Consider the following 24086-nt stretch of genomic DNA (forward strand, 5'->3'; position numbering starts at 1 on the left):
CGTTTTTGTTATTGCTGAATATGGTATGCATCATACATTTCACGTTTTGGGACGTTACGATCTACAGCCGCTTTTTTAATGGCTTCTTTTGATGTCGCTCCCTTTGAGATGTAATGCTCGACATGTTCTTTTGTAGATAGGTTCTCCCACCAATGTGTTTCTTCATCTGCTTCCTCAGCTTTATTGCCCTCGACTACAAGACAAAACTCACCGCGGATCTGATCCTCATTTGCCCAGTCTATCACTTCGGATATTGTTCCTCTTATAAACTCTTCATATTTCTTAGTGAGTTCACGAGTCACCGCAATGTCCCGATCTCCTAATATGTCTAACATCACAGACAGGGTTTCCTTCAATCGGTGAGGTGCTTCATAAAAAATAATCGTTTCTTGCCGTTTTTTGAGGACATCGAGTTCTTTCTTCTTTTCTTTTTTCTGCCTGTTGAGAAATCCGTAGAAAAAGAAAGGCTGCGGTACAATTCCTGAAGCGATCAGCGCTGTTAATGCGGCATTGGCTCCCGGCAGAGGAACAACATAACCGCCCATTTCCGTAAAATCCTTGACGATTTCCGCTCCAGGATCAGAAATTGTCGGCAGTCCGGCGTCACTGACCAGCGCTATGTTTTTCCCAGACTTCAGCCATTCAATGATTTTGTGGCCGCTGCTTTCTTTATTGTGTTCGTGATAACTGACAAGCGGTGTTTCAATTTCATATACATGGCAAAGCTTTTTTGTTTGCCTCGTGTCTTCTGCAGCAATCGCATCCACTGATTTCAGCGTTTCGATCGCACGAAATGTCATATCCTCTAGATTTCCGATAGGTGTCGGAACCAAATAAAGAATCCCCATATCCGACTTTCCATTAAAGCTCATCTGGCGCCTTAACATATACAGCCTCCTTGCTGCTCCGTTTTTCTTCTATATAAAGCTCTTTTTTTCTGCGGGTCAGTTTTTTAAAGTAATATTCCGCCTGCATGGCTTCCCGCTTCGTTGCAAATGCCTCAGCAAAAATTAAATCAACCGGGCGTCTTGCTTTTGTATACTTTGCGCCCCTTCCATCGTTGTGAGTTTTCAGCCGTTTCTGCAGATCATTGGTATACCCTGCATACCAGCTGTTGTCTTTGCATTGTACAACATAAAAGAAATGGTTATTTGTCTCCATATAAAATGGTCCTGATTTCTTTTGTATATTCATTTTGTTCGTTATACACGAACAGCGGAGGAAGTATTTTCAAATCTGGACGCCCGCCTTTTATGCCTTCAACCAAAATGGTATTGGCTTCCTTCCCTTGTTTCGGATAGACAAACTGAACACGCTTCGGCTCAATTTGATAAGCCTTCATCAATTCAAAAATTTCGAGAAGCCGGCCCGGCCGGTGAACGAGCGCTGCCTTTCCTCCTTGCTTTAGCAATTTACTGCTGACTGAAATGACATCTTCCAATGTACAGTGAATTTCATGTCTTGCGATACGGAGATGCTCATTCAAATTTTGTTCGGCCTGTTTCGGTGTTTTAAAATAAGGCGGGTTGCAGGTAACAACATCATATCTATTATGCCCCAGCTTTTCAGGCATGTTTTTCAAATCATCATGTATGATTTGAATCTGGTCCTGCCGTTTGTTATATTCCACACTGCGGACAGCCATACCATGCAATCTTTCCTGAATTTCAACACCAAGGATATCTGCTTTTGACCTTGTACTCAGCAGCAGCGGCACAATGCCGTTGCCGGTGCACAAATCAACAATTTTTCCTTTTTGAATCGGAACATACGCAAATTTGGAGAGAAGCACAGCGTCCAATGAAAAAGCAAACACCGTTGGACTTTGTATGATCTTCATATCCTCTGCCAGCAAATAATCTAATCTTTCATCGTCATGTAATGAAACCATTTTCTTATCCTTTCCAGCACCTTTGAAAAAGGCTTCCGTCTGATGCGGAAGCCTTTTTCCTTATTTTTTATTTAAGAATGACAGGCAGAAAAGACAATCTTCTTTTCTGACGCTTCCATAGTGGACGTTACAGATATGGAATCCTTCCTGATACAGACGTGCCAGATTATCATATCCTTCCCCTATATCAGCTTGCTCTGTCTTCTGTGTTTTTGATTCTTTTTTATCAGCTTTAAACTTTTCAATCTGCTGCGTCGTATCGTCCAGCCGTTTACGCAAATGCTTATTTTCAAGCTGTAAATGATGATTTTCTTCAATCATCTCACCGATATGCTGCTTTAAATCCCCCAGCTGCCGGTAAAGCGAGCCGATTTGTTCTTCTAAGTTAATGACGGTATCAAATAACTCTTTTTTATCCAAGGTTCCACACCTCGTTAATCTGTGGTTTGTGCGGATACGACGCCCTCTTCCAAGAGCTCTTCCCAAGTATATTCTATCACTTTTTCACGGTTCATCAGTTCCACCTGAAGCACCCGTTCCAGAATATTCAGCCCGACGACTTTTGCAGGCCCGTTTGCTGTCGTAATTATTTCCCCTATATCCGGAAGCTGTTCCTTTGCAGTCTCATACTCATCGTTTTCGTATTTCAGACAGCACATCAGACGTCCGCAAAGACCAGAAATCTTTGTTGGATTTAAGGATAGGTTCTGATCCTTCGCCATCTTAATGGACACAGGTTCAAAATCTCCGAGGAATGTTGAACAGCAAAGCATTCTGCCGCAAGGGCCGATTCCTCCGAGCATTTTTGCCTCATCTCTCACTCCAATCTGGCGAAGCTCAATCCTTGTTTTAAAGATGGAGGCTAAATCCTTTACAAGTTCTCTGAAGTCTACTCGGCCGTCAGCAGTGAAGTAAAAAATTACTTTATTACGGTCGAACGTAAACTCCACATCGACCAGCTTCATATCCAAGCCGTGATCTATCACTTTCTTTTGGCATGTTTCAAATGCTGATAAAGCTTCTTGTTTATTTTCTTCTACAATGAGAAGATCGCGCTCGTCAGCCACGCGTATCACTTTACGGAGCGGAAGCACAACATCATGCTCATCCACCTGTTTATTCGCGACAACAACCTGGCCGTACTCAACGCCTCTGACAGTTTCTACAATTACGCAGCTGTCTTGTTCTATATGAAATCCATTCGGATCGAAATAATATATTTTACCCGCTTTTTTAAAGCGGACGCCAATTACATTGTACAAGCTTATCCCTCCTGCAACATTAACACCAAGTGCTCCATTAATCCCTGCACATTCACATTGGAATGAAGCCGTTTCTTTGCTTCTAAAACAGCAAGTATCTGGTTCGTAACGCTTTGTTGTGTTGATTGTAGCGCATGCTGTTTTATTGATTGGAATAAGTCTTGATAAATCAATTTATCTTCATTTCCTATTTGGATGAACAACACATCGCGATATATCAATAAGAGCATATCAAGACCCATTTCTTGATGGGTTTTTTCTTTGAAAAAGGGCATCCATTGATCTTGAATAAAGAAAAAGGCATGTCCTTTCCGCTGGTGTAAGACTTCATACAATTTTATCACTTTCGCTCTAGACTCTGCAAACTCATCATTTCGACTTAATTCGACTGCTTCTGCTACATTGTTGGTCATGTTCGCCAGGAGCCTCGCCATATGAGGCGAGACGTCCTGTTCTATCAGTCTGTCTTCAATTGCTCTGGGCTGCAAAGGCTGAAAAGGAAGGGTTTGGCATCTTGAAATGATGGTATCCAATAACCTTTGAGGCTGCTCAGTAATCAGGATGGCCATTGTGTCTCTGTTCGGTTCCTCTAAAAACTTCAGAAGGCTGTTTGCCGCATTAGCCGTCATTTGATCTGCATGGGATATGATGTACAGCTTTTTATGCGATTCAAGCCCTGTTTTAGAAAACTCTTCTTGCAGCGCTTGAATTTGCGCCTTTTTAATCGATAACCCATCAGGCTGGACCAGATGGAGATCAGGGTGGTTCCCCGACTCAATCCGCTTACAATTTCTGCAGTTCTCACAAGGCTCTGCTCCGTCTTCCAGACAAAAAAAGCTTTTCGCAAGAAGCATTGCGGCCTCCAGCTTGCCTGTTCCTTTTTTGCCCTCAAATAAATAAGCGTGTGATAGTCTGTCCTTCTCAATACTATTATATAAAAGCTTCATTACTCTGGGCTGAAGCTCGGTCATTTCCTTCCAGGATATTGCCATTGTATCACTCTCTATGTGTAAAGGTTAATCAATAAACCTTTTATTTCGCCAATACGCTCCAACAAATCAATTGCCGGTTTTTCCTGATCCATCATCTCTTCAGTAAGCTTTATCAATTTCTCGTCTATTTCTTTCACAAGTCCCAGCGTTCTGCTGTTTCCGTAAAGATCAAAGCTTTTCGACGTTTCATGTGAAAGGCCGCTGTCAACAGCTTCTTTGACAAAACGTTTCACAAGCCCTTTAAATCTTGCCAAGTCTTTAAAATTCCGTGATTTCGTCAGTCTTTTCCCAAATGCTTCTATGTCCGTTAACATCCTGGTGAGCTGATCAAACTTCAATTTGCTGCTTTGGTTCTCCATTGATGTTTTAAAAGATGCTGAAATCTCAGCTGTTTTCATAGAAGGAAGCTGCTTATTATCTATAAATGTGCGTATATCTTTATTAATTTTCACAGTTTCAAATCCTTAAAATTGATGAAATTCATCGACTGGAAGGACAAACACTGTCGCTCCGCCAACTTCAACTTCGACTGGATAAGGGACATATGAATCAGCATTTCCGCCCATTGGAGATACAGGAGCAATCATCTGATCACGTTTCTGTCCGTTTTCTTTAATGAGGCTCAATGCTTTATCGACGCGTATATCCTCGACACCAATCATAAACGTTGTATTGCCTGATTTAAGAAATCCTCCCGTCGTCGCAAGCTTTGTGACTCTAAAGTTGTGATCTGTTAAAGTTTTCAAAAGTCTGTTGCTGTCCTGATCTTGTACAACTGCCACTATTAATTTCATCTGTAAAGGCCTCCTTTAGATTGGAAACAACAATGATCTCGTTTACATTATATCAACTAATGAGAAACAGGTCACAATTGAATTTTTTTCAACGCTTCATTGATAACCTTTAGAACGTCCTGAACAACGAGGTCTTTCGATTGTGCTGCATCAACTGAATGAAATCTTTCTGGAAAACGCTTCATCAGCTCCCGATAACCTTCCTGAACCTTTCTATGGAAGCTCAACTTTTCCAGGTCGAGCCGGTTTTTCTCCCGAGAGCCGTTCGCATCAATACGCTTCAGGCCTTCTTCCGGATCAATTGAAAAATAAATTGTGACATGAGGCATCATATCTCCAATGGCGAATTGGTTAATTGAAAGAACCTCATCAATTCCAAGGCCTCTTGCATATCCTTGGTATGCGAGTGAACTGTCTATGAATCTGTCACAAAGTACAATATGCCCCTGCTCTAAAGCAGGTGTTACTTTTTCAACTAAATGCTGACGTCTTGCAGCTGCATATAAGAGAGCTTCTGTTTTTGGGTCCATTAACGTGTTGTTCTCGTTTAGAATAACTTCTCGAATTTGTTCTGCGATATCTATGCCGCCTGGTTCCCGTGTTGCTGTAACCTGAAGGCTTTCTACTGCCAGTATCTTTTTTATTTCCTGCAATACAGTCGTTTTTCCCGCGCCTTCAGGACCTTCAAATGTAATAAATAAACCGCTCATGATTTCTCCTCTTCTATATAAACAAGTAATTGCTTCTCATTGATTTTCATATTCCCTTGAACATGCGTTTTCATGCTGATCAAGCGGCTGAGCTTTTGCACGCTTTCCCTTGTGATTCTTTCGCCTGCCATAATCATCGGAATTCCCGGCGGATAAGGTATAACATCCTCTGCATTCAGCCGGCCTGCCGCTTTATCAAAACTCACATATTCTTTCTGTAACGCGTTTAAAACCTTTTTCGGATAAGGCATTACAGTAATAGGCTGTGCTTCCCATTCTGGAGAAACATTCATCTGGTCCGATGGAGTCTTTTCGATCTCATGATCAATGTTCTTAATCGTTTCAGCAGTAATTCTCTCTTTTCCTCCCAAAGGAAGAACAAGCAACACCTGATTTTCATCGGCAAGCTCTGTGAATATGTTGACACGCTCTAATATTTTTTGCAGTGTAAAACCTGAATGGCCGCATTTGGAACGAATGGTGAGCTTCAGCGGATCCGTTGTAATCCGTTGATTGGCCGGTTCAACCGCTTCAGCATATCCAAGTGAATCAAACGTTTGTTTAATTGATTGAATATGCTGCAGAACGTCAGAAAGCTTTTGTTCCTCTATCATATGCTGCACATAAGCGCGGGCAAGATCCAATGAAGCCATTATCGGATAAGACGGGCTGCTGCTTTGTAAACGATTTAAGTAATCCGCTACCCGGTTCCGTTCAATCCTGTTACTATTGAGGTGCAAATAAGACCCCATCGTCATGGCAGGCAGTGTTTTGTGCGCCGACTGAACAACAATATCTGCTCCCATTTGCAACGCTGAAGTCGGGAAAGGCTCCCCTAAAACAAAGTGTGCGCCATGCGCTTCATCCACCAGCACAGGAATCCCGTATTGATGGGCCTCTGAAATGATTTCAGTCAAATCCGCGCTATGTCCATAGTATGTGGGATTGGTCAGCACCAACCCCTTCGCATTTGGATATGCCTTTAAAGCTTCTTTTATCGTATCAAGCGGAACATGCGTAGGCACATGCATTATTTCATCAATGTCAGGTGCGAGATAAACCGGCTCAGCTCCAGCCAAATCAACAGCATGAAAGACAGATTTATGGCAGTTTCTTTGGATCAGGATCGTATCTCCAGGATCACAAACTGATAAAATCATCGCTAAGTTTCCGACAGTCGTGCCGTTCACAAGAAAAAAACTTTCTGCCGATCCATACAATTGGCTGACAAGATCTTGGGCTTCCTTAATCACATTTGAAGGATGATGCAAATCATCAAGCCCCGATAGTTCAGTCAGGTCAATTGTAAGAAGCGGGTTGTATATGGTCTTAGCCTCATCAAAAAAGACATCTCCATTGTGATGTCCCGGAACGTGAAATGAATGAGAATTCCTTCTCGCATGTTGAATCAGTGCATGAAATAAAGGTGTGTTCATTAAAACAATCCCTTGAATGTGTATTCTTACTCTTTATTATATCGTTCCTATGACAGAACTTAAAGCTAAGACTTACTGGTAAACTACCTTTCCTTTATCGCGAGCAGTTTTTGCTTCAAATCGCCTTCCATCATCATGAGCTCTTCTTCAGCCTGTCGGCGTTTGAGCCGCCCTTCTTCTTGAATCGTCAGCGTTTCTTCAAGCGTACTGATTAAGCTTTCCTGCACCTTCTTTAACGTATCAATATCAACAATTCCTCGTTCGTTGGCTTTCACTGTTTCAATTGTATTCGTTTTTAAAAGCTCCGCGTTTTTTAACAAAAGTTCATTGGTTGTATCGGATACTTTTTGCTGTGCATCCACAGCGTTTCGCTGCCGTAAGAGTGTCAATGCAATCGCTACCTGGTTTTTCCAAAGCGGGATTGCGGTTACAATGGATGACTGGATTTTTTCAGCTAATGCCTGATTCGTATTTTGAATTAACCTGATTTGCGGAGCGCTTTGTATGGTAATTTGTCTGCTCAAGAGCAAATCGTGCACTCTTTTATCCAGTCGGTCAGCAAATTGGATCAAATCGTTTACTTCTTGAACGGCCATTTGATTATGTTCACTTGATTCGGCCTGTCGTTTCAGTTCAGGAATTGTTTTCGTTCTTAATTCATCGAGCTTTAATTCACCAGCAGCAATATAAACATTCAGTGCAGAAAAATATTCTTTGTTTTTATCATATAACTGCTCTAACAGCTTATTATCACTGAGTAATGCATTTTTTGAATGCTCAAGTTTTAAACTGATTCTGTCTATCTGCACACTGGTCTTTTGATACTTTGACAGTACCTCCTGAAGAGAATGAGACACTTTCCCAAACATGCGTGCCAAGAAACCTTTTTTCTTAGACTGCAGTTCATCTGGATTTACTTGCTCCAGCTTTTTCATCAGCTCACCAAGGATTTCACCGATTTCACCGACGTCCTTCTTTTGAACATGATCAATCATCGTATGAGAAAAATTCAGCAGCTTAGACTGAGCTTGTGAACCGTATAAGACAATACTGTTCATCTTGTTATGATCAATCTGTTCAGCCAACTGGTATGCTTTTTCTTTGTTTTCTTCGGGCAGAACATCGACAAGCCGTACTGACTGCTTTTCTATTTCGACAGCCTCCCCCTTTGGTATTTCGATATCCCCAAAAGGGTCTGCCAACAATCCGTCTATTTGAAGTTCGCTTCGATCCTTATTCACCGTCCTTGCCCCTTCCGTTATTTTTTCAAAGAATGCTTCGCTGCATCTAATTCAAATTGCAGTTCACCAATTTCGTCGCCCATTAATTGAGTTAAATCTTCTTCTAAACGCTTCGTCAATTCAGCAAGTGTGATACGCACTTCACTCAACGACATCGAAAGCTCTTTGTTTTTTTTCGGATGAGAAGAAAGAAAAGCATATTTCTCTGTCAGTTCCACAACAGAGTCTAGAGTCTGATAAAAGAAACGCTCAGCACGATAAAATCGTTTTGGCTCTTTTTTGGTTAATATATAGATCCTTCTGACAAGTCTCAGCATCTCTGCATTTTGCTTAAACATCTGGATACTTTTCGCCTGAAATAAAGCTTTTCTAAGACGGATTATTTTTTGTCTTGCTTCCTCAAGATTTTTCTTGATGTACGCATACTCTCTTCCCGTCAGTTCATGTTTTTTAAGAAATAACCGTCTTGAATTCCACAAACCCGCTGTGTATACGAGAGCTGCTGATGAGACGCCATATACAAAAGATAAAAAAAGTGATTGGTTAAAACCAAAAAAACTCAATAATCCTATGAAAACAAAAGTCGCACTGCTTGTGAAACTCCATATCAAAAATTGAAGAAATCTATGCATCACTTCATCGACTCCTGTGAGTATTTCATATTTAACATTATTATCTACTACGTTTAGTCCCTAAACAAGTTTCATGTTCTTTTATCGTATCCACTGCTTTATATAAAGTGAAAAATGGTACAAAAAAAGACCTTCTCAGGTCTAAGAATATAATGGCGGTGTATGAATGCTCTTTAGTTTTTTGACATAAAAGGCATAGTCAGGATCGGAAGTTGCTGTAGAAATTACTTTTCTCTCACAATCTAAGCATATGAATTTTGTATAAAGATGAATCCCTCTGCTTTTCTCTTGTTCGCAAATAATACATGTTTGATGGTGTGTAACCGTTTCGTCCATCGTCCCCACCTCCGTACAATTAGCCTTTCCTGAAACCTGTTATTGTATACATTATTTAGATCTTTTGGAATCTTGAGATCAGTATATGGGCTATATAAGCTGTCGGTGTTTGTATTGTTTTGATTTCACTTGTACTTGGGCAAACAAAAAACCCAGCTCAATGAGCTGGGTTTTACCCTTTTGCTTGGCGGCGTCCTACTCTCACAGGGGGAAACCCCCGACTACCATCGGCGCTGAAGAGCTTAACTTCCGTGTTCGGCATGGGAACGGGTGTGACCTCTTCGCTATCGCCACCAAACAATTTGAGAGTGTTCTCTCAAAACTAGATAACAGGTGTGACATCATTAGATATTAGGTTAAGTCCTCGATCGATTAGTATCTGTCAGCTCCATGTGTCGCCACACTTCCACCTCAGACCTATCAACCTGATCATCTTTCAGGGATCTTACTTCCTTGCGGAATGGGAAATCTCATCTTGAGGGGGGCTTCATGCTTAGATGCTTTCAGCACTTATCCCGTCCGCACATAGCTACCCAGCGATGCCCTTGGCAGAACAACTGGTACACCAGCGGTGCGTCCATCCCGGTCCTCTCGTACTAAGGACAGCTCCTCTCAAATTTCCTGCGCCCGCGACGGATAGGGACCGAACTGTCTCACGACGTTCTGAACCCAGCTCGCGTACCGCTTTAATGGGCGAACAGCCCAACCCTTGGGACCGACTACAGCCCCAGGATGCGATGAGCCGACATCGAGGTGCCAAACCTCCCCGTCGATGTGGACTCTTGGGGGAGATAAGCCTGTTATCCCCGGGGTAGCTTTTATCCGTTGAGCGATGGCCCTTCCATGCGGAACCACCGGATCACTAAGCCCGACTTTCGTCCCTGCTCGACTTGTAGGTCTCGCAGTCAAGCTCCCTTGTGCCTTTACACTCTGCGAATGATTTCCAACCATTCTGAGGGAACCTTTGGGCGCCTCCGTTACCTTTTAGGAGGCGACCGCCCCAGTCAAACTGCCCACCTGACACTGTCTCCCCGCCCGATAAGGGCGGCGGGTTAGAAGGTCAATACAGCCAGGGTAGTATCCCACCGATGCCTCCACCGAAGCTGGCGCTCCGGTTTCCAAGGCTCCTACCTATCCTGTACAAGCTGTACCAACATTCAATATCAGGCTGCAGTAAAGCTCCACGGGGTCTTTCCGTCCTGTCGCGGGTAACCTGCATCTTCACAGGTACTATAATTTCACCGAGTCTCTCGTTGAGACAGTGCCCAGATCGTTGCGCCTTTCGTGCGGGTCGGAACTTACCCGACAAGGAATTTCGCTACCTTAGGACCGTTATAGTTACGGCCGCCGTTTACTGGGGCTTCAATTCGCACCTTCGCTTACGCTAAGCGCTCCTCTTAACCTTCCAGCACCGGGCAGGCGTCAGCCCCTATACTTCGCCTTACGGCTTCGCAGAGACCTGTGTTTTTGCTAAACAGTCGCCTGGGCCTATTCACTGCGGCTCTCTCGGGCTTGCACCCTAACAGAGCACCCCTTCTCCCGAAGTTACGGGGTCATTTTGCCGAGTTCCTTAACGAGAGTTCTCTCGATCACCTTAGGATTCTCTCCTCGCCTACCTGTGTCGGTTTGCGGTACGGGCACCTCTCACCTCGCTAGAGGCTTTTCTTGGCAGTGTGGAATCAGGAACTTCGCTACTATATTTCGCTCGCCATCACAGCTCAGCCTTACGGGAAACGGATTTGCCTATTTCCCAGCCTAACTGCTTGGACGCGGATATCCAATACCGCGCTTACCCTATCCTCCTGCGTCCCCCCATTGCTCAAATGGTGAGGAGGTGGTACAGGAATATCAACCTGTTGTCCATCGCCTACGCCTTTCGGCCTCGGCTTAGGTCCCGACTAACCCTGAGCGGACGAGCCTTCCTCAGGAAACCTTAGGCATTCGGTGGAGGGGATTCTCACCCCTCTTTCGCTACTCATACCGGCATTCTCACTTCTAAGCGCTCCACCAGTCCTTCCGGTCTGGCTTCACAGCCCTTAGAACGCTCTCCTACCACTGTTCGAAGAACAGTCCGCAGCTTCGGTGATACGTTTAGCCCCGGTACATTTTCGGCGCAGAGTCACTCGACCAGTGAGCTATTACGCACTCTTTAAATGGTGGCTGCTTCTAAGCCAACATCCTGGTTGTCTAAGCAACTCCACATCCTTTTCCACTTAACGTATACTTTGGGACCTTAGCTGGCGGTCTGGGCTGTTTCCCTTTCGACTACGGATCTTATCACTCGCAGTCTGACTCCCAAGGATAAGTCATTGGCATTCGGAGTTTGACTGAATTCGGTAACCCGGTAGGGGCCCCTAGTCCAATCAGTGCTCTACCTCCAAGACTCTTACCTTGAGGCTAGCCCTAAAGCTATTTCGGAGAGAACCAGCTATCTCCAGGTTCGATTGGCATTTCACCCCTACCCACACCTCATCCCCGCACTTTTCAACGTGCGTGGGTTCGGGCCTCCATTCAGTGTTACCTGAACTTCACCCTGGACATGGGTAGATCACCTGGTTTCGGGTCTACGACCACGTACTCATGCGCCCTATTCAGACTCGCTTTCGCTGCGGCTCCGCATCTTCTGCTTAACCTTGCACGGGATCGTAACTCGCCGGTTCATTCTACAAAAGGCACGCCATCACCCGTTAACGGGCTCTGACTACTTGTAGGCACACGGTTTCAGGATCTCTTTCACTCCCCTTCCGGGGTGCTTTTCACCTTTCCCTCACGGTACTGGTTCACTATCGGTCACTAGGGAGTATTTAGCCTTGGGAGATGGTCCTCCCGGATTCCGACGGAATTTCACGTGTTCCGCCGTACTCAGGATCCACTCTGGAGAGAACGAAGTTTTGACTACAGGGCTGTTACCTCCTATGGCGGGCCTTTCCAGACCTCTTCATCTACCTCGTTCCTTTGTAACTCCGTATAGAGTGTCCTACAACCCCAAGAGGCAAGCCTCTTGGTTTGGGCTAATCCCGTTTCGCTCGCCGCTACTCAGGGAATCGCATTTGCTTTCTCTTCCTCCGGGTACTTAGATGTTTCAGTTCCCCGGGTCTGCCTTCTCATATCCTATGAATTCAGATATGGATACCACTCCATTACGAGTGGTGGGTTTCCCCATTCGGAAATCTCCGGATCAAAGCTTGCTTACAGCTCCCCGAAGCATATCGGTGTTCGTCCCGTCCTTCATCGGCTCCTAGTGCCAAGGCATCCACCGTGCGCCCTTTCTAACTTAACCGTTAAAAAGAATCACTATGTGATATCTTGTGTTACTAATTGAATGTGATGTCTACTGTTATCTAGTTTTCAAAGAACACGTTGGTGGAGCCTAGCGGGATCGAACCGCTGACCTCCTGCGTGCAAAGCAGGCGCTCTCCCAGCTGAGCTAAGGCCCCATTTGTATAAGATGGTGGGCCTGAGTGGACTCGAACCACCGACCTCACGCTTATCAGGCGTGCGCTCTAACCAGCTGAGCTACAGGCCCATCTTAACTTATTCAAGGAACAAAGTTCCTTCAAAACTAAACAAGACAGGGAACGTTCTGTTTATAAGACCCAAGGTCTTATATTCCGTAAATATCCTTAGAAAGGAGGTGATCCAGCCGCACCTTCCGATACGGCTACCTTGTTACGACTTCACCCCAATCATCTGTCCCACCTTCGGCGGCTGGCTCCATAAAGGTTACCTCACCGACTTCGGGTGTTACAAACTCTCGTGGTGTGACGGGCGGTGTGTACAAGGCCCGGGAACGTATTCACCGCGGCATGCTGATCCGCGATTACTAGCGATTCCAGCTTCACGCAGTCGAGTTGCAGACTGCGATCCGAACTGAGAACAGATTTGTGGGATTGGCTTAACCTCGCGGTTTCGCTGCCCTTTGTTCTGTCCATTGTAGCACGTGTGTAGCCCAGGTCATAAGGGGCATGATGATTTGACGTCATCCCCACCTTCCTCCGGTTTGTCACCGGCAGTCACCTTAGAGTGCCCAACTGAATGCTGGCAACTAAGATCAAGGGTTGCGCTCGTTGCGGGACTTAACCCAACATCTCACGACACGAGCTGACGACAACCATGCACCACCTGTCACTCTGCCCCCGAAGGGGACGTCCTATCTCTAGGATTGTCAGAGGATGTCAAGACCTGGTAAGGTTCTTCGCGTTGCTTCGAATTAAACCACATGCTCCACCGCTTGTGCGGGCCCCCGTCAATTCCTTTGAGTTTCAGTCTTGCGACCGTACTCCCCAGGCGGAGTGCTTAATGCGTTAGCTGCAGCACTAAGGGGCGGAAACCCCCTAACACTTAGCACTCATCGTTTACGGCGTGGACTACCAGGGTATCTAATCCTGTTCGCTCCCCACGCTTTCGCTCCTCAGCGTCAGTTACAGACCAGAGAGTCGCCTTCGCCACTGGTGTTCCTCCACATCTCTACGCATTTCACCGCTACACGTGGAATTCCACTCTCCTCTTCTGCACTCAAGTTCCCCAGTTTCCAATGACCTTCCCCGGTTGAGCCGGGGGCTTTCACATCAGACTTAAGGAACCGCCTGCGAGCCCTTTACGCCCAATAATTCCGGACAACGCTTGCCACCTACGTATTACCGCGGCTGCTGGCACGTAGTTAGCCGTGGCTTTCTGGTTAGGTACCGTCAAGGTACCGCCCTATTCGAACGGTACTTGTTCTTCCCTAACAACAGAGCTTTACGATCCGAAAACCTTCATCACTCACGCGGCGTTGCTCCGTCAGACTTTCGTCCATTGCGGAAGATTCCCTACTGCTGCCTCCCGTAGGAGTCTGGGCCGTGTCTCAGTCCCAGTGTGGCCGATCACCCTCTCAGGTCGGCTACGCATCGTTGCCTTGGTGAGCCGTTACCTCACCAACTAGCTAATGCGCCGCGGGTCCATCTGTAAGTGGTAGCCGAAGCCACCTTTTATGTTTGAACCATGCGGTTCAAACAAACATCCGGTATTAGCCCCGGTTTCCCGGAGTTATCCCAGTCTTACAGGCAGGTTACCCACGTGTTACTCACCCGTCCGCCGCTAACATCAGGGAGCAAGCTCCCATCTGTCCGCTCGACTTGCATGTATTAGGCACGCCGCCAGCGTTCGTCCTGAGCCAGGATCAAACTCTCCGATAAATGGATCGCAGATTAAGTCCACCACATCCTGTGGCAACATCTGCGTGATCTGCATCGTGCAGACCTCAGTTTGACTGACTACGCACATCGCTGTGCGATTTTATAATAAAACTTGAATTAACAGGTACGTTTTGTCTTGTTTAGTTTTCAAAGAACTTTGTTATCGCTCTTTAAGCGACTTTATTATCATAACATTATACGCCGTTTCCGTCAACAACTTTTTTCATAATTTCTTCAAAAAGCCTTATCCGTCATCAGCGACGTATATTAGAATAACACCCTTACGTCTTAAAGTCAACATATAATATGAATTAAATAATAAAATGCTTAATCACTACTAATGCTGCTATTCCCGGTATGCCCAAGATTCCGCTTATGGCTGTTGTGACAATATTAATCGGCACATGGATGCCGAGGCTGCCTCCGAACATGTTCACACACACCAACAGCAAAGCACCCGCTACACATTTAACAGCAGTTATACCAATCCACTTTAAAGGCTTTGCAGGCGAACCTGATAAAAATAGAAGAACAACTAGTCCTAAAATAATCCCTATAATAAAAATAGGCTCCATGAATCTTCTCATCCCCTTCACTTGTTCTAGTACAAGCTTATGAGAAGATTCAGGAGTTTAGACCACTTACTTCCACCGGCTGATTTTCAAATTCCGCCGCTTCGCTTCCCTCAAGTAAAAAAAATACTTTGCTTCAGCTACCTTCAGCTCGCATAAAACCTCAGCTGAGGGTTCAAGGCTTTTTTCAACCAGCTTCTTTTGCCTGTTCCACTCTTCCTTTTGCTTAAAAAGCTGCTCGATTAGTTTTTCATCAAACTCTCTTCTCAATGTTTTCTTGCGAAGAAAACCCATGGATCGCTTTTTCCTCCCTTACAATTCACGTCTTCCTTCAAGTGCTTTAGAAAGAGTGACCTCATCAGCATATTCCAAGTCACCGCCGACGGGCAGTCCGTGGGCAATACGGGAGAGCTTAATACCAGATGGCTTCAAGAGCCTTGATATATACATCGCTGTTGCTTCCCCTTCTATATTAGGGTTTGTTGCGAGAATCACTTCTGTCACTTGATCATCCTGTAATCGTTTTAACAATTCTGGTATTTTTATATCCTCTGGTCCGATGCCGTCCATTGGAGAAATGGCGCCGTGGAGAACATGATACTGGCCGTTGTATTCTTTCATTTTCTCCATAGCAATAACATCCTTAGGGTCTTGCACAACACAGATAATGGACTTATCTCTTCGTGAATCTTCACATATATAACAAGGGTCCTGATCTGTAATATGCCCGCAAACTGAGCAATATGTCAGATTGCGTTTCGCATTTACCAACGCTTTCGCAAAATCTAATACCACATCTTCTTTCATACCTAGAACAAAAAAAGCCAGACGGACCGCTGTTTTCGGTCCGATCCCTGGCAATTTCATAAAGCTGTCGATCAGCTTTGATATTGGTTCAGGATATTGCATTTTCTTTTATCCCCCTAGAACAAACCTGGCATGTTCATTCCTTTTGTAAATTGACCCATTGTTTCGTTTGTGATCTCGTCAACTTTTTTCAAGGCTTCATTCGTTGCAGCAAGCACTAAGTCCTGGAGCATTTCGATATCTTCCGGGTCAACTACATCTTCTTTAATGATGACATCCAGAATTTCTTTTTGGCCGTTTGCTTTAACTGTTACCATACCGCCGCCTGCAGTTCCTTCAACTACCTGTTCTGCAAGCTCTTCTTGAGCCTTGGCCATATCCTTTTGCATTTTTTGCATTTGTTTCATCATTTTTTGCATATTTCCCATTCCGCCACGCATATTATCCACTCTCTTTCATTTTGTTAGTCTTTTATTTCAATTAAATCCGCTCCGACAAGCTTTTTCGCTTCTGCAATAAGCGGGTCTTCTTCAGCCGGCTCATTTGATCCTTCATTTTCCTGCTGATGATCTACTAAAAATTCTTCTCTTATTTTACCCCATTGTGCTTCTGGAACGCCAATCAAATCCATTCTTTTTCCGAGCATGGATTCCAAAATCTGTTCAAGATTAGTCCGGACACCGTTGTTATCCTCGGCGACCATTTTACAATGTATTTCATATTTGAATTTCAGCACAAATGCCGAGGAAGCTGCAGCCACAGGTTCACTGTCATTCAGCAGCGCAGCATGTGATACTTTGTTTTGCTGCTTCAGATGAGCCAGAAGCTTGCCCCAGCTGCTTCTGAGCTGATCAAGGTCCGTCCTCGTTGCTTCCTTCAAAATTTCATGAATTCTGCCTACCGGCGCTTTGTAATTGGATTTCCCGCCTTTTGGCGCACGCGGCGCCTCTTTTTTCGGACTTTCCGCCGCTGCTTTAACGCCGGTTGTTTTGAGCCGTTCTACTTCCTGCTCAAGCTGCTGGATCTTTTTCATCAGCATATCAACTTCAGGCAGGTCTGTAGCAGCTGGTTGATGAGACGTTTGGCAAATCTTCACCACAGCCACTTCAAAGAAGATGCGGGGATGGTTCGTCCATTTCATTTCTTGGTGGCTCTTGTTCAGGATATCAATCATTTCATATATCGCCCGGGTCGGAATTTGTTCACTCAATTCACGGAACGTTTCATCGACTTTTACTTTTTCCAGTACACCCTCTAAGCCAGGAGCTGTTTTGAACAGCAGCATGTCCCTGAAATAGAAAATCATATCCTCTATCAGCTTCGCCGGGTCTTTCCCTTGCTGAAGCAGCTCATTCAATGTTTCCAAAGCTTCAGAAACATGTTTTTCATGCAGAGATTGCGCAAGCTTTCCTATATACAATTGAGAAACTGCTCCGGTAATCAGAAGCGTATCATCAACTTTTAGCTCGTCGCCGCTGAATGAGACTGCCTGATCAAGAAGGCTCAAAGCATCCCTCATACCGCCATCTGCAGCACTCGCGATAATGTCGAGCGCCCCTTCTTCAACCTGCAGCTCTTCAGCATCAACTATTTTGTTCATACGTCCGACAATCGCTTGGGATGTAATTCGCTTGAAGTCAAAACGCTGACATCTGGAGATAATGGTTAAAGGAATTTTGTGCGGTTCTGTCGTTGCTAAAATGAAAATACAATGCTCAGGCGGCTCTTCTAATGTTTTTAATAACGCATTGAAGGCGCCGATAGAAAGCATATGCACCTCATCTATGATATATACCTTATATGTGACGGCCGATGGGGCAAACTTCACTTTGTCGCGGATGTCACGAATTTCATCAACACCGTTGTTAGAAGCGGCGTCAATTTCTATGACATCGGATATGGACCCGTTTGTTATCCCTTTACAGGCTGCACATTCGTTACATGGCTCATCAACAGGAGCGTGTTCACAGTTGACAGCTTTGGCAAATATTTTGGCCGCACTGGTTTTTCCCGTACCCCTTGGCCCGGAAAACAGATAAGCATGAGAAAATTTCTTTTGCAAAAGGGCATTTTGAAGCGTTTTTGTAATGTGCTCTTGTCCGACCACATCTTCAAAGCGCTGAGGCCTGAATACTCGATATAAAGCTTGGTAACTCACGGGTGCGCCCTCCTCCGTTATTCATCATTCCCATTATACATGAACCGTGTATCGATTCCAAAAGCTCTTTTACATAACAAAAAACTCACCTAATATTAGGTGAGTTTGAAAATTTGATGATTGATTTACCGTGCACCTTCTGTCGATTCGCTACCCTAAGCGTTACTTAAGCAGTTAGCTCGGCCCAGGCAACCCTGCGGCACATGAGAGGTTTCACTTAATGCTGCTTCCTTCCGGACCTGACATGGTTCATGAATTCCCATTGCGCAGGACCCAAACGTCAACACCACTTACTTAAGGCAGACCTTAAAGTAAACGAACCTCGAGAAGGGATTCGGCCCCGCTAGAGCGGATTGCGGGTACAGGGCACCGCTACCTCCCCGCTTAGCACGGCAAAATAAATATCAAATTTTATGTCGCATCTATGACGATGCACACATAAGTATATCCTTTTCCCCTAAAAATTGCAACCTTACTACTCAGACAAGTTTTTCCTAGAAGCTTTCTTCTTTTTTCTCAGATCTCTGAAAAACGCACTGAGCATTCCCCCGCATTCTTCCTCCAGCACACCGCTCACCACTTCAGCCTGATGATTAAAGCGTTCTTCCTGAAGAAGGTTCATTAACGTGCCTGAACAGCCTCCTTTTGGATCAAATGCGCCAAATACCACTTTCTCCACGCGTGAAAGCACGACGGCTCCGGCGCACATCGGACAAGGCTCAAGGGTAACGTAAAGTGTTGCGCCTTCCAGTCTCCATGTTCCAAGTGACTTGCACGCTTCATCAATCACAAGCATTTCCGCATGAGCGATAGACCTCTGCTCTGTTTCTCTTAAATTGTGCGCGCGTGCCACAATTTCATCATTCACGACAAGCACGGCTCCGATCGGCACCTCGCCTTTCGCTTCAGCTTTTTTCGCTTCTTTTATTGCTTCTTTCATATAAAGTTCATCTTGATTCATTAGATTAGCTCTCTTTTCAAAGTTTTTTCCTTACCTAAAAAGGCTACATATTAACTATAACTTAAACAGAAAGGAGACTGTCAATGTCTAAAGCAGACACAGCTCTTCTCATTGTAGACATGATCAATAATTTTGAATTTGATATGGGAGAAAGCCTCGCCAACAAAACAGAAAAAATCGTTCCTCACATTTTATCATTAAAAAAGCACGCAAGACAAAATGACTGGCCGATTATATACATTAATGATCATTACGGGCTATGGCAAGCGGATATCCAAAATATCCAGCAAGAATGTGAAAACGAGAAAAGCAAGGCCATTATCGAAAAGATATCGCCCGAGGATGACGACTATTTTTTAATCAAGCCGAAACACTCCGCTTTTTATGAAACAGCCCTCCATACCCTCCTGACTGAATTACAGGTGAAACGCATTGTCTTAACAGGGATAGCGGGAAATATATGCGTGCTGTTTACCGCTAATGATGCTTACATGAGAGAATACAGCATTACAATACCCAAGGACTGCATTGCTTCTAACAGCGATAAGGATAATGAATTCGCTCTAACCATGATGGAAAATGTTCTTTTCGCAGAAATTACTACGGAAGAACAAATTACAGAAAAACAAACATGATTAGCGCTTTCCTTTCATACATTGTAGCGATATGAAAGGAGGCGTTTTTCATTCAAATTTATGTGGTGAAACAAGGCGACACTCTTTCTGCTATCGCTTCACAATACAGAACAACTGTAAATGAAATCACAGAAACGAATGAAATACCGAATCCCGACAGCCTTGTTGTCGGACAAACCATTGTCATTCCAATAGCTGGCCAGTTTTATGATGTTCAACAAGGTGATACCCTGACATCCATCGCACAGCAATTTAATACAACAGCAGCTGAGCTTGCCAGGGTGAACCGCATCCAGTTAAATACCGTACTGCAGATTGGTTTCCGTTTATACCTTCCTCCAGTTCCAAAAAGAGACATTGAATCAAGCGCTTATTTGGAGCCTCGCGGAAATCAAGTCAGCGAAAATCTCCAGCAGGCGGCCAGAGAAGCATCGCCCTACTTAACGTACCTTGGGGCATTCAGTTTCCAGGCACAGCGTGATGGAACCTTAGTCGCACCGCCTTTAACGAATTTAAGAAGCATTGCAGAGAATCAAGGCACGACACTGATGATGATTATAACGAACCTAGAAAACCAGGCATTCAGCGATGAGCTTGGCCGGATCCTTTTGAACGACGATACTGTGAAAAGAAGACTTTTGAATGAAATAGTTGAGAACGCCAGAAGATATGGCTTCCGTGCTATTCATTTTGACTTTGAATACTTACGGCCCCAGGACAGGGAGGCATATAATCAATTTCTCCGCGAGGCAAGGGATCTTTTTCATCAAGAAGGCTTAGAAATTTCTACGGCGCTTGCCCCTAAAACAAGCGCAACACAGCAGGGCAGATGGTACGAAGCCCATGATTACAGAGCACATGGCCAAATTGTCGACTTCGTTGTTCTCATGACTTATGAATGGGGCTACAGCGGCGGACCTCCTCAAGCTGTTTCTCCAATTGGTCCTGTTCGGGATGTCATCGAATATGCTTTGACAGAAATGCCTGCGAATAAAATTGTCATGGGGCAGAATTTATATGGGTATGATTGGACGCTGCCATTTACAGCTGGCGGAACTCCGGCAAGAGCAATAAGTCCTCAGCAAGCCATTGTCATAGCAGATCAAAACAATGCCGACATCCAGTATGACCAAACCGCCCAAGCCCCTTTCTTCCGCTATACTGATGCGGAAAACAAAAGGCACGAGGTGTGGTTTGAAGACGCCCGTTCGATTCAGGCCAAATTCAATCTGATTAAAGAGCTTCATTTAAGAGGGATCAGCTACTGGAAGCTGGGGCTTTCCTTTCCTCAAAACTGGCTGCTGCTTTCTGATCAATTTCAAGTCATCAAAAAGACGTTCCGTTAATTTGGAAACGTCTTTTTTTCATAGGGGAATCCAAGGGTTGTGATACAATATGAAGGTCAGCAATTGACGGACGTTTTTTAGAAATAAGGAGGATTCCAATGAATACAGCCCCTTTTATCGCAGTTGAAGGTCCTATCGGGGCAGGAAAAACAACGCTCGCGACGATGCTTTCACAAGAGCTTGGATTCCCTATGATCAGTGAGATTGTTGAGGATAACCCATACCTTGATAAGTTTTATGACAACATAGAGGAATGGAGCTTCCAGCTTGAGATGTTTTTTCTTTGTCACAGGTACAAACAGCTTGAGGATACCAGCCATCACTTTTTAAATGAAGGACAGCCTGTGATAGCTGATTACCACATTTATAAAAATGTGATTTTTGCGGAACGAACGCTGTCTGAACATCAGCTCAACAAATACAGAAAGATTTTTCATCTTCTTACCGATGATCTTCCAAAGCCAAATTTCATCATTTACATAAAGGCAAGTCTGCCCACATTGTTACACCGCATTGAAAAACGCGGGCGTCCCTTTGAGAAAAAAATTGAAACAAGCTATTTGGAGCAGCTGATCGCAGATTATGACATCGCCATCAAGCAGCTGCAGGAAGCAGACCCAGACCTTACGGTGTTAACAATAGATGGCGATTCAGAGGATTTCGTTTTGAATAAGAGCGATTTTGAACGTATTTCCGCCCATGTAAAGGAGCTTATAAAATGAAGGAACATCATATCCCTGAGAATTCAATCATTACAGTAGCAGGAACAGTAGGTGTCGGAAAATCTACTTTGACAAGAGCATTGGCTAAACGGCTTGGCTTTAAAACCTCTCTAGAGGAAGTCGATCATAACCCATACTTAGAAAAATTCTATCATGATTTTGAACGCTGGAGCTTCCATCTGCAAATCTACTTCTTAGCTGAACGATTCAAAGAACAGAAAAATATTTTTGAAGCCGGCGGAGGGTTTGTACAGGATCGTTCTATTTATGAGGATACTGGGATTTTTGCAAAAATGCACGCTGACAAAGGGACGATGTCCAAGATTGATTATAAAACCTATACAAGCCTGTTTGAAGCAATGGTCATGACACCGTATTTCCCGCATCCTGATGTGCTGATTTATTTAGAAGGTGATCTGGAAAACATATTAGCCCGGATTGAAGAACGCGGACGTGAAATGGAGCTTCAAACAGACCGGTCTTATTGGGAAGAAATGCACACGCGTTACGAAAACTGGATCAGCGGTTTTAACGCTTGTCCTGTCCTGAAAATCCGTATTGAGGATTATGACTTGAAGAATGATGAAAGTTCTATCGAAAACATTGTTGATCAAATCGCAACTGTCATTCATGAAACGAAAAAAAAGTGAATCTCATGACCTGAGATTCACTTTTTTATGATATTAAAAAATCCGTTGCAAACGATGCAACGGACAAAACAATCTCCAATATATGCTTGAGTTTCATTAGAATTAAAATCAATATGGCGGAGGAAGAGGGATTCGAACCCCCGCGGGCTTTGACACCCCTGTCGGTTTTCAAGACCGATCCCTTCAGCCGGACTTGGGTATTCCTCCGTATCGACAAGACTTACTATATCATGAATGTTTTATGATGGTCAAGCATTTTTAAAAACTTTTTTTGTTTTTATGAAAGTGTTTAATTCAAATAGCGAAAAGGCGCGCCTTATCAGGCACACCTTTTCCGCATTACGCTTTGATGACTTCTCTATTTCCCATATAAGGACGAAGCACTTTTGGTATAATGACGCTTCCGTCTTCCTGCTGATAATTTTCTAAAATAGCGGCAACTGTTCTTCCGACTGCCAAACCTGAGCCGTTCAATGTGTGTACATGCTCTGGTTTGCCTTTCGCTTCACGTCTAAAACGAATGTTCGCACGTCTGGCTTGGAACGCTTCGAAGTTGCTGCAAGAAGAAATTTCACGATATGTGTCTTGGCTCGGAATCCAAACTTCTATATCGTATTTTTTCGCAGCCGTAAATCCTAAATCACCCGTACACATGCTCATTACACGGTATGGAAGTTCCAACAGCTGGAGCACACGCTCAGCCTGGTTTGTTAGTTTTTCTAACTCATCATAAGAATCTTCCGGCTTTACAAACTTCACAAGCTCCACTTTATTAAACTGGTGCTGACGGATTAATCCGCGTGTATCGCGCCCTGCTGAACCAGCTTCTGAACGGAAGCAGGCACTGAATGCCGCATAATTCATCGGCAGGCTGTCGCCTGACAGAATTTCATCCCGATGCATATTTGTGATCGGCACTTCAGCAGTCGGAATCAAGAAGTAATCCTCTTCTCTGATCTTAAACGCATCCTCTTCAAACTTTGGAAGCTGTCCTGTTCCCGTCATGCTTGTGCGGTTTACCATATAAGGCGGGATGACCTCAGTATAGTTATACTCATCCACATGAAGGTCAAGCATAAAGTTATAAAGGGCACGCTCCAAACGAGCACCTAAGCCTTTATAAAATACGAAGCGGCTTCCTGTTACCTTCGCAGCACGTTCAAAATCAAGAATGCCAAGCTCATCAGCAATATCCCAATGCGGTTTTGGCTCGTATGCAAATGAAGGTGTTTCGCCCCATTTCCGGATTTCTACGTTATCATCTTCCGTTTCACCGACTGGCACTGATTCATGCGGAATATTCGGGATGGAAAGAAGAATGGTCTCAAGCGCAGATTCTACTGTTCTTAATTCTTCATCAAGTTTTTTAATTTCCTCGCCGACTTCACGCATTTCTTTAATGATGTGATCCGCGTCTTTTTTCTCGCGTTTCAAAACAGCTACCTGCTGGGATACTTCATTCCGTTTTCCCTTTAGCTCTTCTACTTTTCCGATAAGCTCTCTTCTTTTATCATCAAGCTCCTCGAACTTATCAAAATCCGTTAAGTCTTCGCCTTTGTGTACAAGCTTTGCTTTAATTTCTTGAAAATTTGCTCTCAGCATTTTCGTATCAAGCATGCGAAACACTCCTTTTTTCATTAAATTCATTGAATTATCGAAAATAAAAAGAGCCCTCATCCCCATGAAAGGGACGAGAGCTCTCGCGTTGCCACCCTGATTGAAAACAAGCCATAGACCTTGTTTTCCGCTTTCACACATAACGGT

General features: G+C 44.4%; 24 protein-coding genes, 3 tRNA genes, 3 rRNA genes, 1 other RNA gene and 1 other annotated feature (1 of these 32 cut by a window edge). Of the genes, 4 read left to right on the forward strand and 27 right to left on the reverse strand.

Annotated features, from left to right (window positions below):
• Positions 1 to 8: 8 nt before the first annotated feature.
• The 25 genes from rsmI to tadA all read right to left on the reverse strand — a co-directional run bounded on the left by rsmI (position 9) and on the right by tadA (position 18969).
• Complete coding sequence (gene rsmI, locus M1D69_RS21040; protein ID WP_458104998.1) at positions 9 to 887, reverse strand: 16S rRNA (cytidine(1402)-2'-O)-methyltransferase; 879 nt, start codon at positions 885 to 887, stop codon at positions 9 to 11.
• Positions 862 to 1161, reverse strand: coding sequence for a GIY-YIG nuclease family protein (locus M1D69_RS21045; RefSeq protein WP_458104997.1), 300 nt, complete (start codon positions 1159 to 1161; stop codon positions 862 to 864). Before M1D69_RS21045 ends, rsmI begins: the two co-directional genes overlap by 26 nt.
• On the reverse strand, positions 1148 to 1891 hold the full coding sequence (locus M1D69_RS21050; protein ID WP_458104996.1) for a tRNA1(Val) (adenine(37)-N6)-methyltransferase: 744 nt from the start codon (positions 1889 to 1891) through the stop codon (positions 1148 to 1150). The genes M1D69_RS21045 and M1D69_RS21050 overlap by 14 nt, the downstream gene beginning before the upstream one ends.
• 60 nt (positions 1892 to 1951) lie before the next feature.
• Positions 1952 to 2311, reverse strand: coding sequence for a replication initiation-control protein YabA (yabA, locus tag M1D69_RS21055; protein ID WP_010332687.1), 360 nt, complete (start codon positions 2309 to 2311; stop codon positions 1952 to 1954).
• A 14-nt stretch (positions 2312 to 2325) separates the two neighbouring features.
• Positions 2326 to 3153, reverse strand: coding sequence for a competence/sporulation regulator complex protein RicT (gene ricT / locus M1D69_RS21060; RefSeq protein ID WP_458104995.1), 828 nt, complete (start codon positions 3151 to 3153; stop codon positions 2326 to 2328).
• Positions 3154 to 3155: 2 nt separating this feature from the next.
• Positions 3156 to 4145, reverse strand: coding sequence for a DNA polymerase III subunit delta' (gene holB / locus M1D69_RS21065; RefSeq protein WP_458104994.1), 990 nt, complete (start codon positions 4143 to 4145; stop codon positions 3156 to 3158).
• An 11-nt stretch (positions 4146 to 4156) separates the two neighbouring features.
• Positions 4157 to 4597 carry a YaaR family protein gene (locus M1D69_RS21070; RefSeq protein WP_024123606.1) on the reverse strand — a complete coding sequence of 147 codons (441 nt, stop codon included), beginning with the start codon at positions 4595 to 4597 and terminating at the stop codon, positions 4157 to 4159.
• A 12-nt stretch (positions 4598 to 4609) separates the two neighbouring features.
• A complete protein-coding gene (darA, locus tag M1D69_RS21075) occupies positions 4610 to 4939 on the reverse strand; it encodes a cyclic di-AMP receptor DarA (protein WP_003218295.1) in 330 nt (109 codons plus the stop codon).
• Positions 4940 to 5010: 71 nt separating this feature from the next.
• Positions 5011 to 5649 (reverse strand): dTMP kinase, encoded by a 639-nt coding sequence (gene tmk / locus M1D69_RS21080; RefSeq protein ID WP_458104993.1) that lies wholly within the window; start codon positions 5647 to 5649, stop codon positions 5011 to 5013.
• On the reverse strand, positions 5646 to 7085 hold the full coding sequence (locus M1D69_RS21085) for an aminotransferase class I/II-fold pyridoxal phosphate-dependent enzyme (protein WP_458104992.1): 1440 nt from the start codon (positions 7083 to 7085) through the stop codon (positions 5646 to 5648). The genes tmk and M1D69_RS21085 overlap by 4 nt, the downstream gene beginning before the upstream one ends.
• An 83-nt stretch (positions 7086 to 7168) precedes the next feature.
• The gene (locus M1D69_RS21090) at positions 7169 to 8326 is read right to left on the reverse strand and encodes a toxic anion resistance protein (RefSeq protein WP_458104991.1); all 1158 of its coding nucleotides are present in this window, start codon (positions 8324 to 8326) and stop codon (positions 7169 to 7171) included.
• Positions 8327 to 8343: 17 nt separating this feature from the next.
• Positions 8344 to 8958: a 5-bromo-4-chloroindolyl phosphate hydrolysis family protein gene (locus M1D69_RS21095; RefSeq protein WP_059291684.1), complete on the reverse strand. Its 615-nt coding sequence runs from the start codon at positions 8956 to 8958 to the stop codon at positions 8344 to 8346.
• A gap of 141 nt (positions 8959 to 9099) precedes the next feature.
• Positions 9100 to 9294 carry a sigma factor G inhibitor Gin gene (locus M1D69_RS21100; protein ID WP_059291685.1) on the reverse strand — a complete coding sequence of 65 codons (195 nt, stop codon included), beginning with the start codon at positions 9292 to 9294 and terminating at the stop codon, positions 9100 to 9102.
• A gap of 182 nt (positions 9295 to 9476) precedes the next feature.
• Positions 9477 to 9592 (reverse strand): 5S ribosomal RNA (rrf, locus tag M1D69_RS21105).
• Positions 9593 to 9646: 54 nt separating this feature from the next.
• Positions 9647 to 12574, reverse strand: a 23S ribosomal RNA gene (locus M1D69_RS21110).
• Between the two features lie 81 nt (positions 12575 to 12655).
• Positions 12656 to 12731, reverse strand: a tRNA-Ala gene (locus tag M1D69_RS21115).
• A 12-nt stretch (positions 12732 to 12743) separates the two neighbouring features.
• Positions 12744 to 12820 (reverse strand) — tRNA-Ile (locus M1D69_RS21120).
• Positions 12821 to 12921: 101 nt separating this feature from the next.
• Positions 12922 to 14471: ribosomal RNA gene (locus M1D69_RS21125) — 16S ribosomal RNA — on the reverse strand.
• The 16S, 23S and 5S rRNA genes sit together here with 2 tRNA genes alongside, the layout of an rRNA operon.
• A 311-nt stretch (positions 14472 to 14782) precedes the next feature.
• A complete protein-coding gene (gene bofA, locus M1D69_RS21130) occupies positions 14783 to 15046 on the reverse strand; it encodes a sigma-K factor-processing regulator BofA (RefSeq protein ID WP_024123600.1) in 264 nt (87 codons plus the stop codon).
• Between the two features lie 66 nt (positions 15047 to 15112).
• Positions 15113 to 15337, reverse strand: coding sequence for a YaaL family protein (locus M1D69_RS21135; RefSeq protein ID WP_458104990.1), 225 nt, complete (start codon positions 15335 to 15337; stop codon positions 15113 to 15115).
• An 18-nt stretch (positions 15338 to 15355) separates the two neighbouring features.
• Positions 15356 to 15952, reverse strand: coding sequence for a recombination protein RecR (gene recR / locus M1D69_RS21140; RefSeq protein ID WP_024123598.1), 597 nt, complete (start codon positions 15950 to 15952; stop codon positions 15356 to 15358).
• 14 nt (positions 15953 to 15966) lie between these two features.
• Complete coding sequence (locus M1D69_RS21145; protein ID WP_014112282.1) at positions 15967 to 16290, reverse strand: YbaB/EbfC family nucleoid-associated protein; 324 nt, start codon at positions 16288 to 16290, stop codon at positions 15967 to 15969.
• 23 nt (positions 16291 to 16313) lie between these two features.
• Positions 16314 to 18008, reverse strand: a complete 1695-nt coding sequence (dnaX, locus tag M1D69_RS21150) for a DNA polymerase III subunit gamma/tau (protein ID WP_458104989.1) — start codon at positions 18006 to 18008, stop codon at positions 16314 to 16316.
• A 128-nt stretch (positions 18009 to 18136) separates the two neighbouring features.
• Positions 18137 to 18401, reverse strand: an RNA gene (gene ffs / locus M1D69_RS21155) — signal recognition particle sRNA large type.
• Positions 18402 to 18483: 82 nt separating this feature from the next.
• Entirely contained in the window at positions 18484 to 18969 is a 486-nt protein-coding gene (gene tadA, locus M1D69_RS21160; RefSeq protein WP_458104988.1) for a tRNA adenosine(34) deaminase TadA, read from the reverse strand.
• 83 nt (positions 18970 to 19052) lie between these two features.
• Here tadA and M1D69_RS21165 point away from each other — a divergent pair, with 83 nt between their 5' ends.
• From M1D69_RS21165 to dck, 4 genes are all read left to right on the forward strand, one after another.
• Positions 19053 to 19604, forward strand: a complete 552-nt coding sequence (locus tag M1D69_RS21165) for a cysteine hydrolase family protein (RefSeq protein WP_044153625.1) — start codon at positions 19053 to 19055, stop codon at positions 19602 to 19604.
• A gap of 62 nt (positions 19605 to 19666) precedes the next feature.
• Positions 19667 to 20950 (forward strand): glycosyl hydrolase family 18 protein, encoded by a 1284-nt coding sequence (locus M1D69_RS21170; RefSeq protein WP_458104987.1) that lies wholly within the window; start codon positions 19667 to 19669, stop codon positions 20948 to 20950.
• A 98-nt stretch (positions 20951 to 21048) separates the two neighbouring features.
• A complete protein-coding gene (dgk, locus tag M1D69_RS21175; RefSeq protein WP_458104986.1) occupies positions 21049 to 21672 on the forward strand; it encodes a deoxyguanosine kinase in 624 nt (207 codons plus the stop codon).
• Positions 21669 to 22322, forward strand: a complete 654-nt coding sequence (gene dck / locus M1D69_RS21180) for a deoxyadenosine/deoxycytidine kinase (protein WP_024123592.1) — start codon at positions 21669 to 21671, stop codon at positions 22320 to 22322. The genes dgk and dck overlap by 4 nt, the downstream gene beginning before the upstream one ends.
• A gap of 114 nt (positions 22323 to 22436) precedes the next feature.
• Here dck and M1D69_RS21185 read toward each other — a convergent pair.
• Positions 22437 to 22529, reverse strand: a tRNA-Ser gene (locus M1D69_RS21185).
• A 132-nt stretch (positions 22530 to 22661) separates the two neighbouring features.
• Positions 22662 to 23939 (reverse strand): serine--tRNA ligase, encoded by a 1278-nt coding sequence (gene serS, locus M1D69_RS21190; RefSeq protein ID WP_458104985.1) that lies wholly within the window; start codon positions 23937 to 23939, stop codon positions 22662 to 22664.
• Positions 23940 to 24005: 66 nt separating this feature from the next.
• Positions 24006 to 24086 (reverse strand) — a binding site (T-box leader) (it continues 133 nt past the right edge of the window).

The organism is Bacillus sp. PK3-037 (assembly GCF_054161355.1).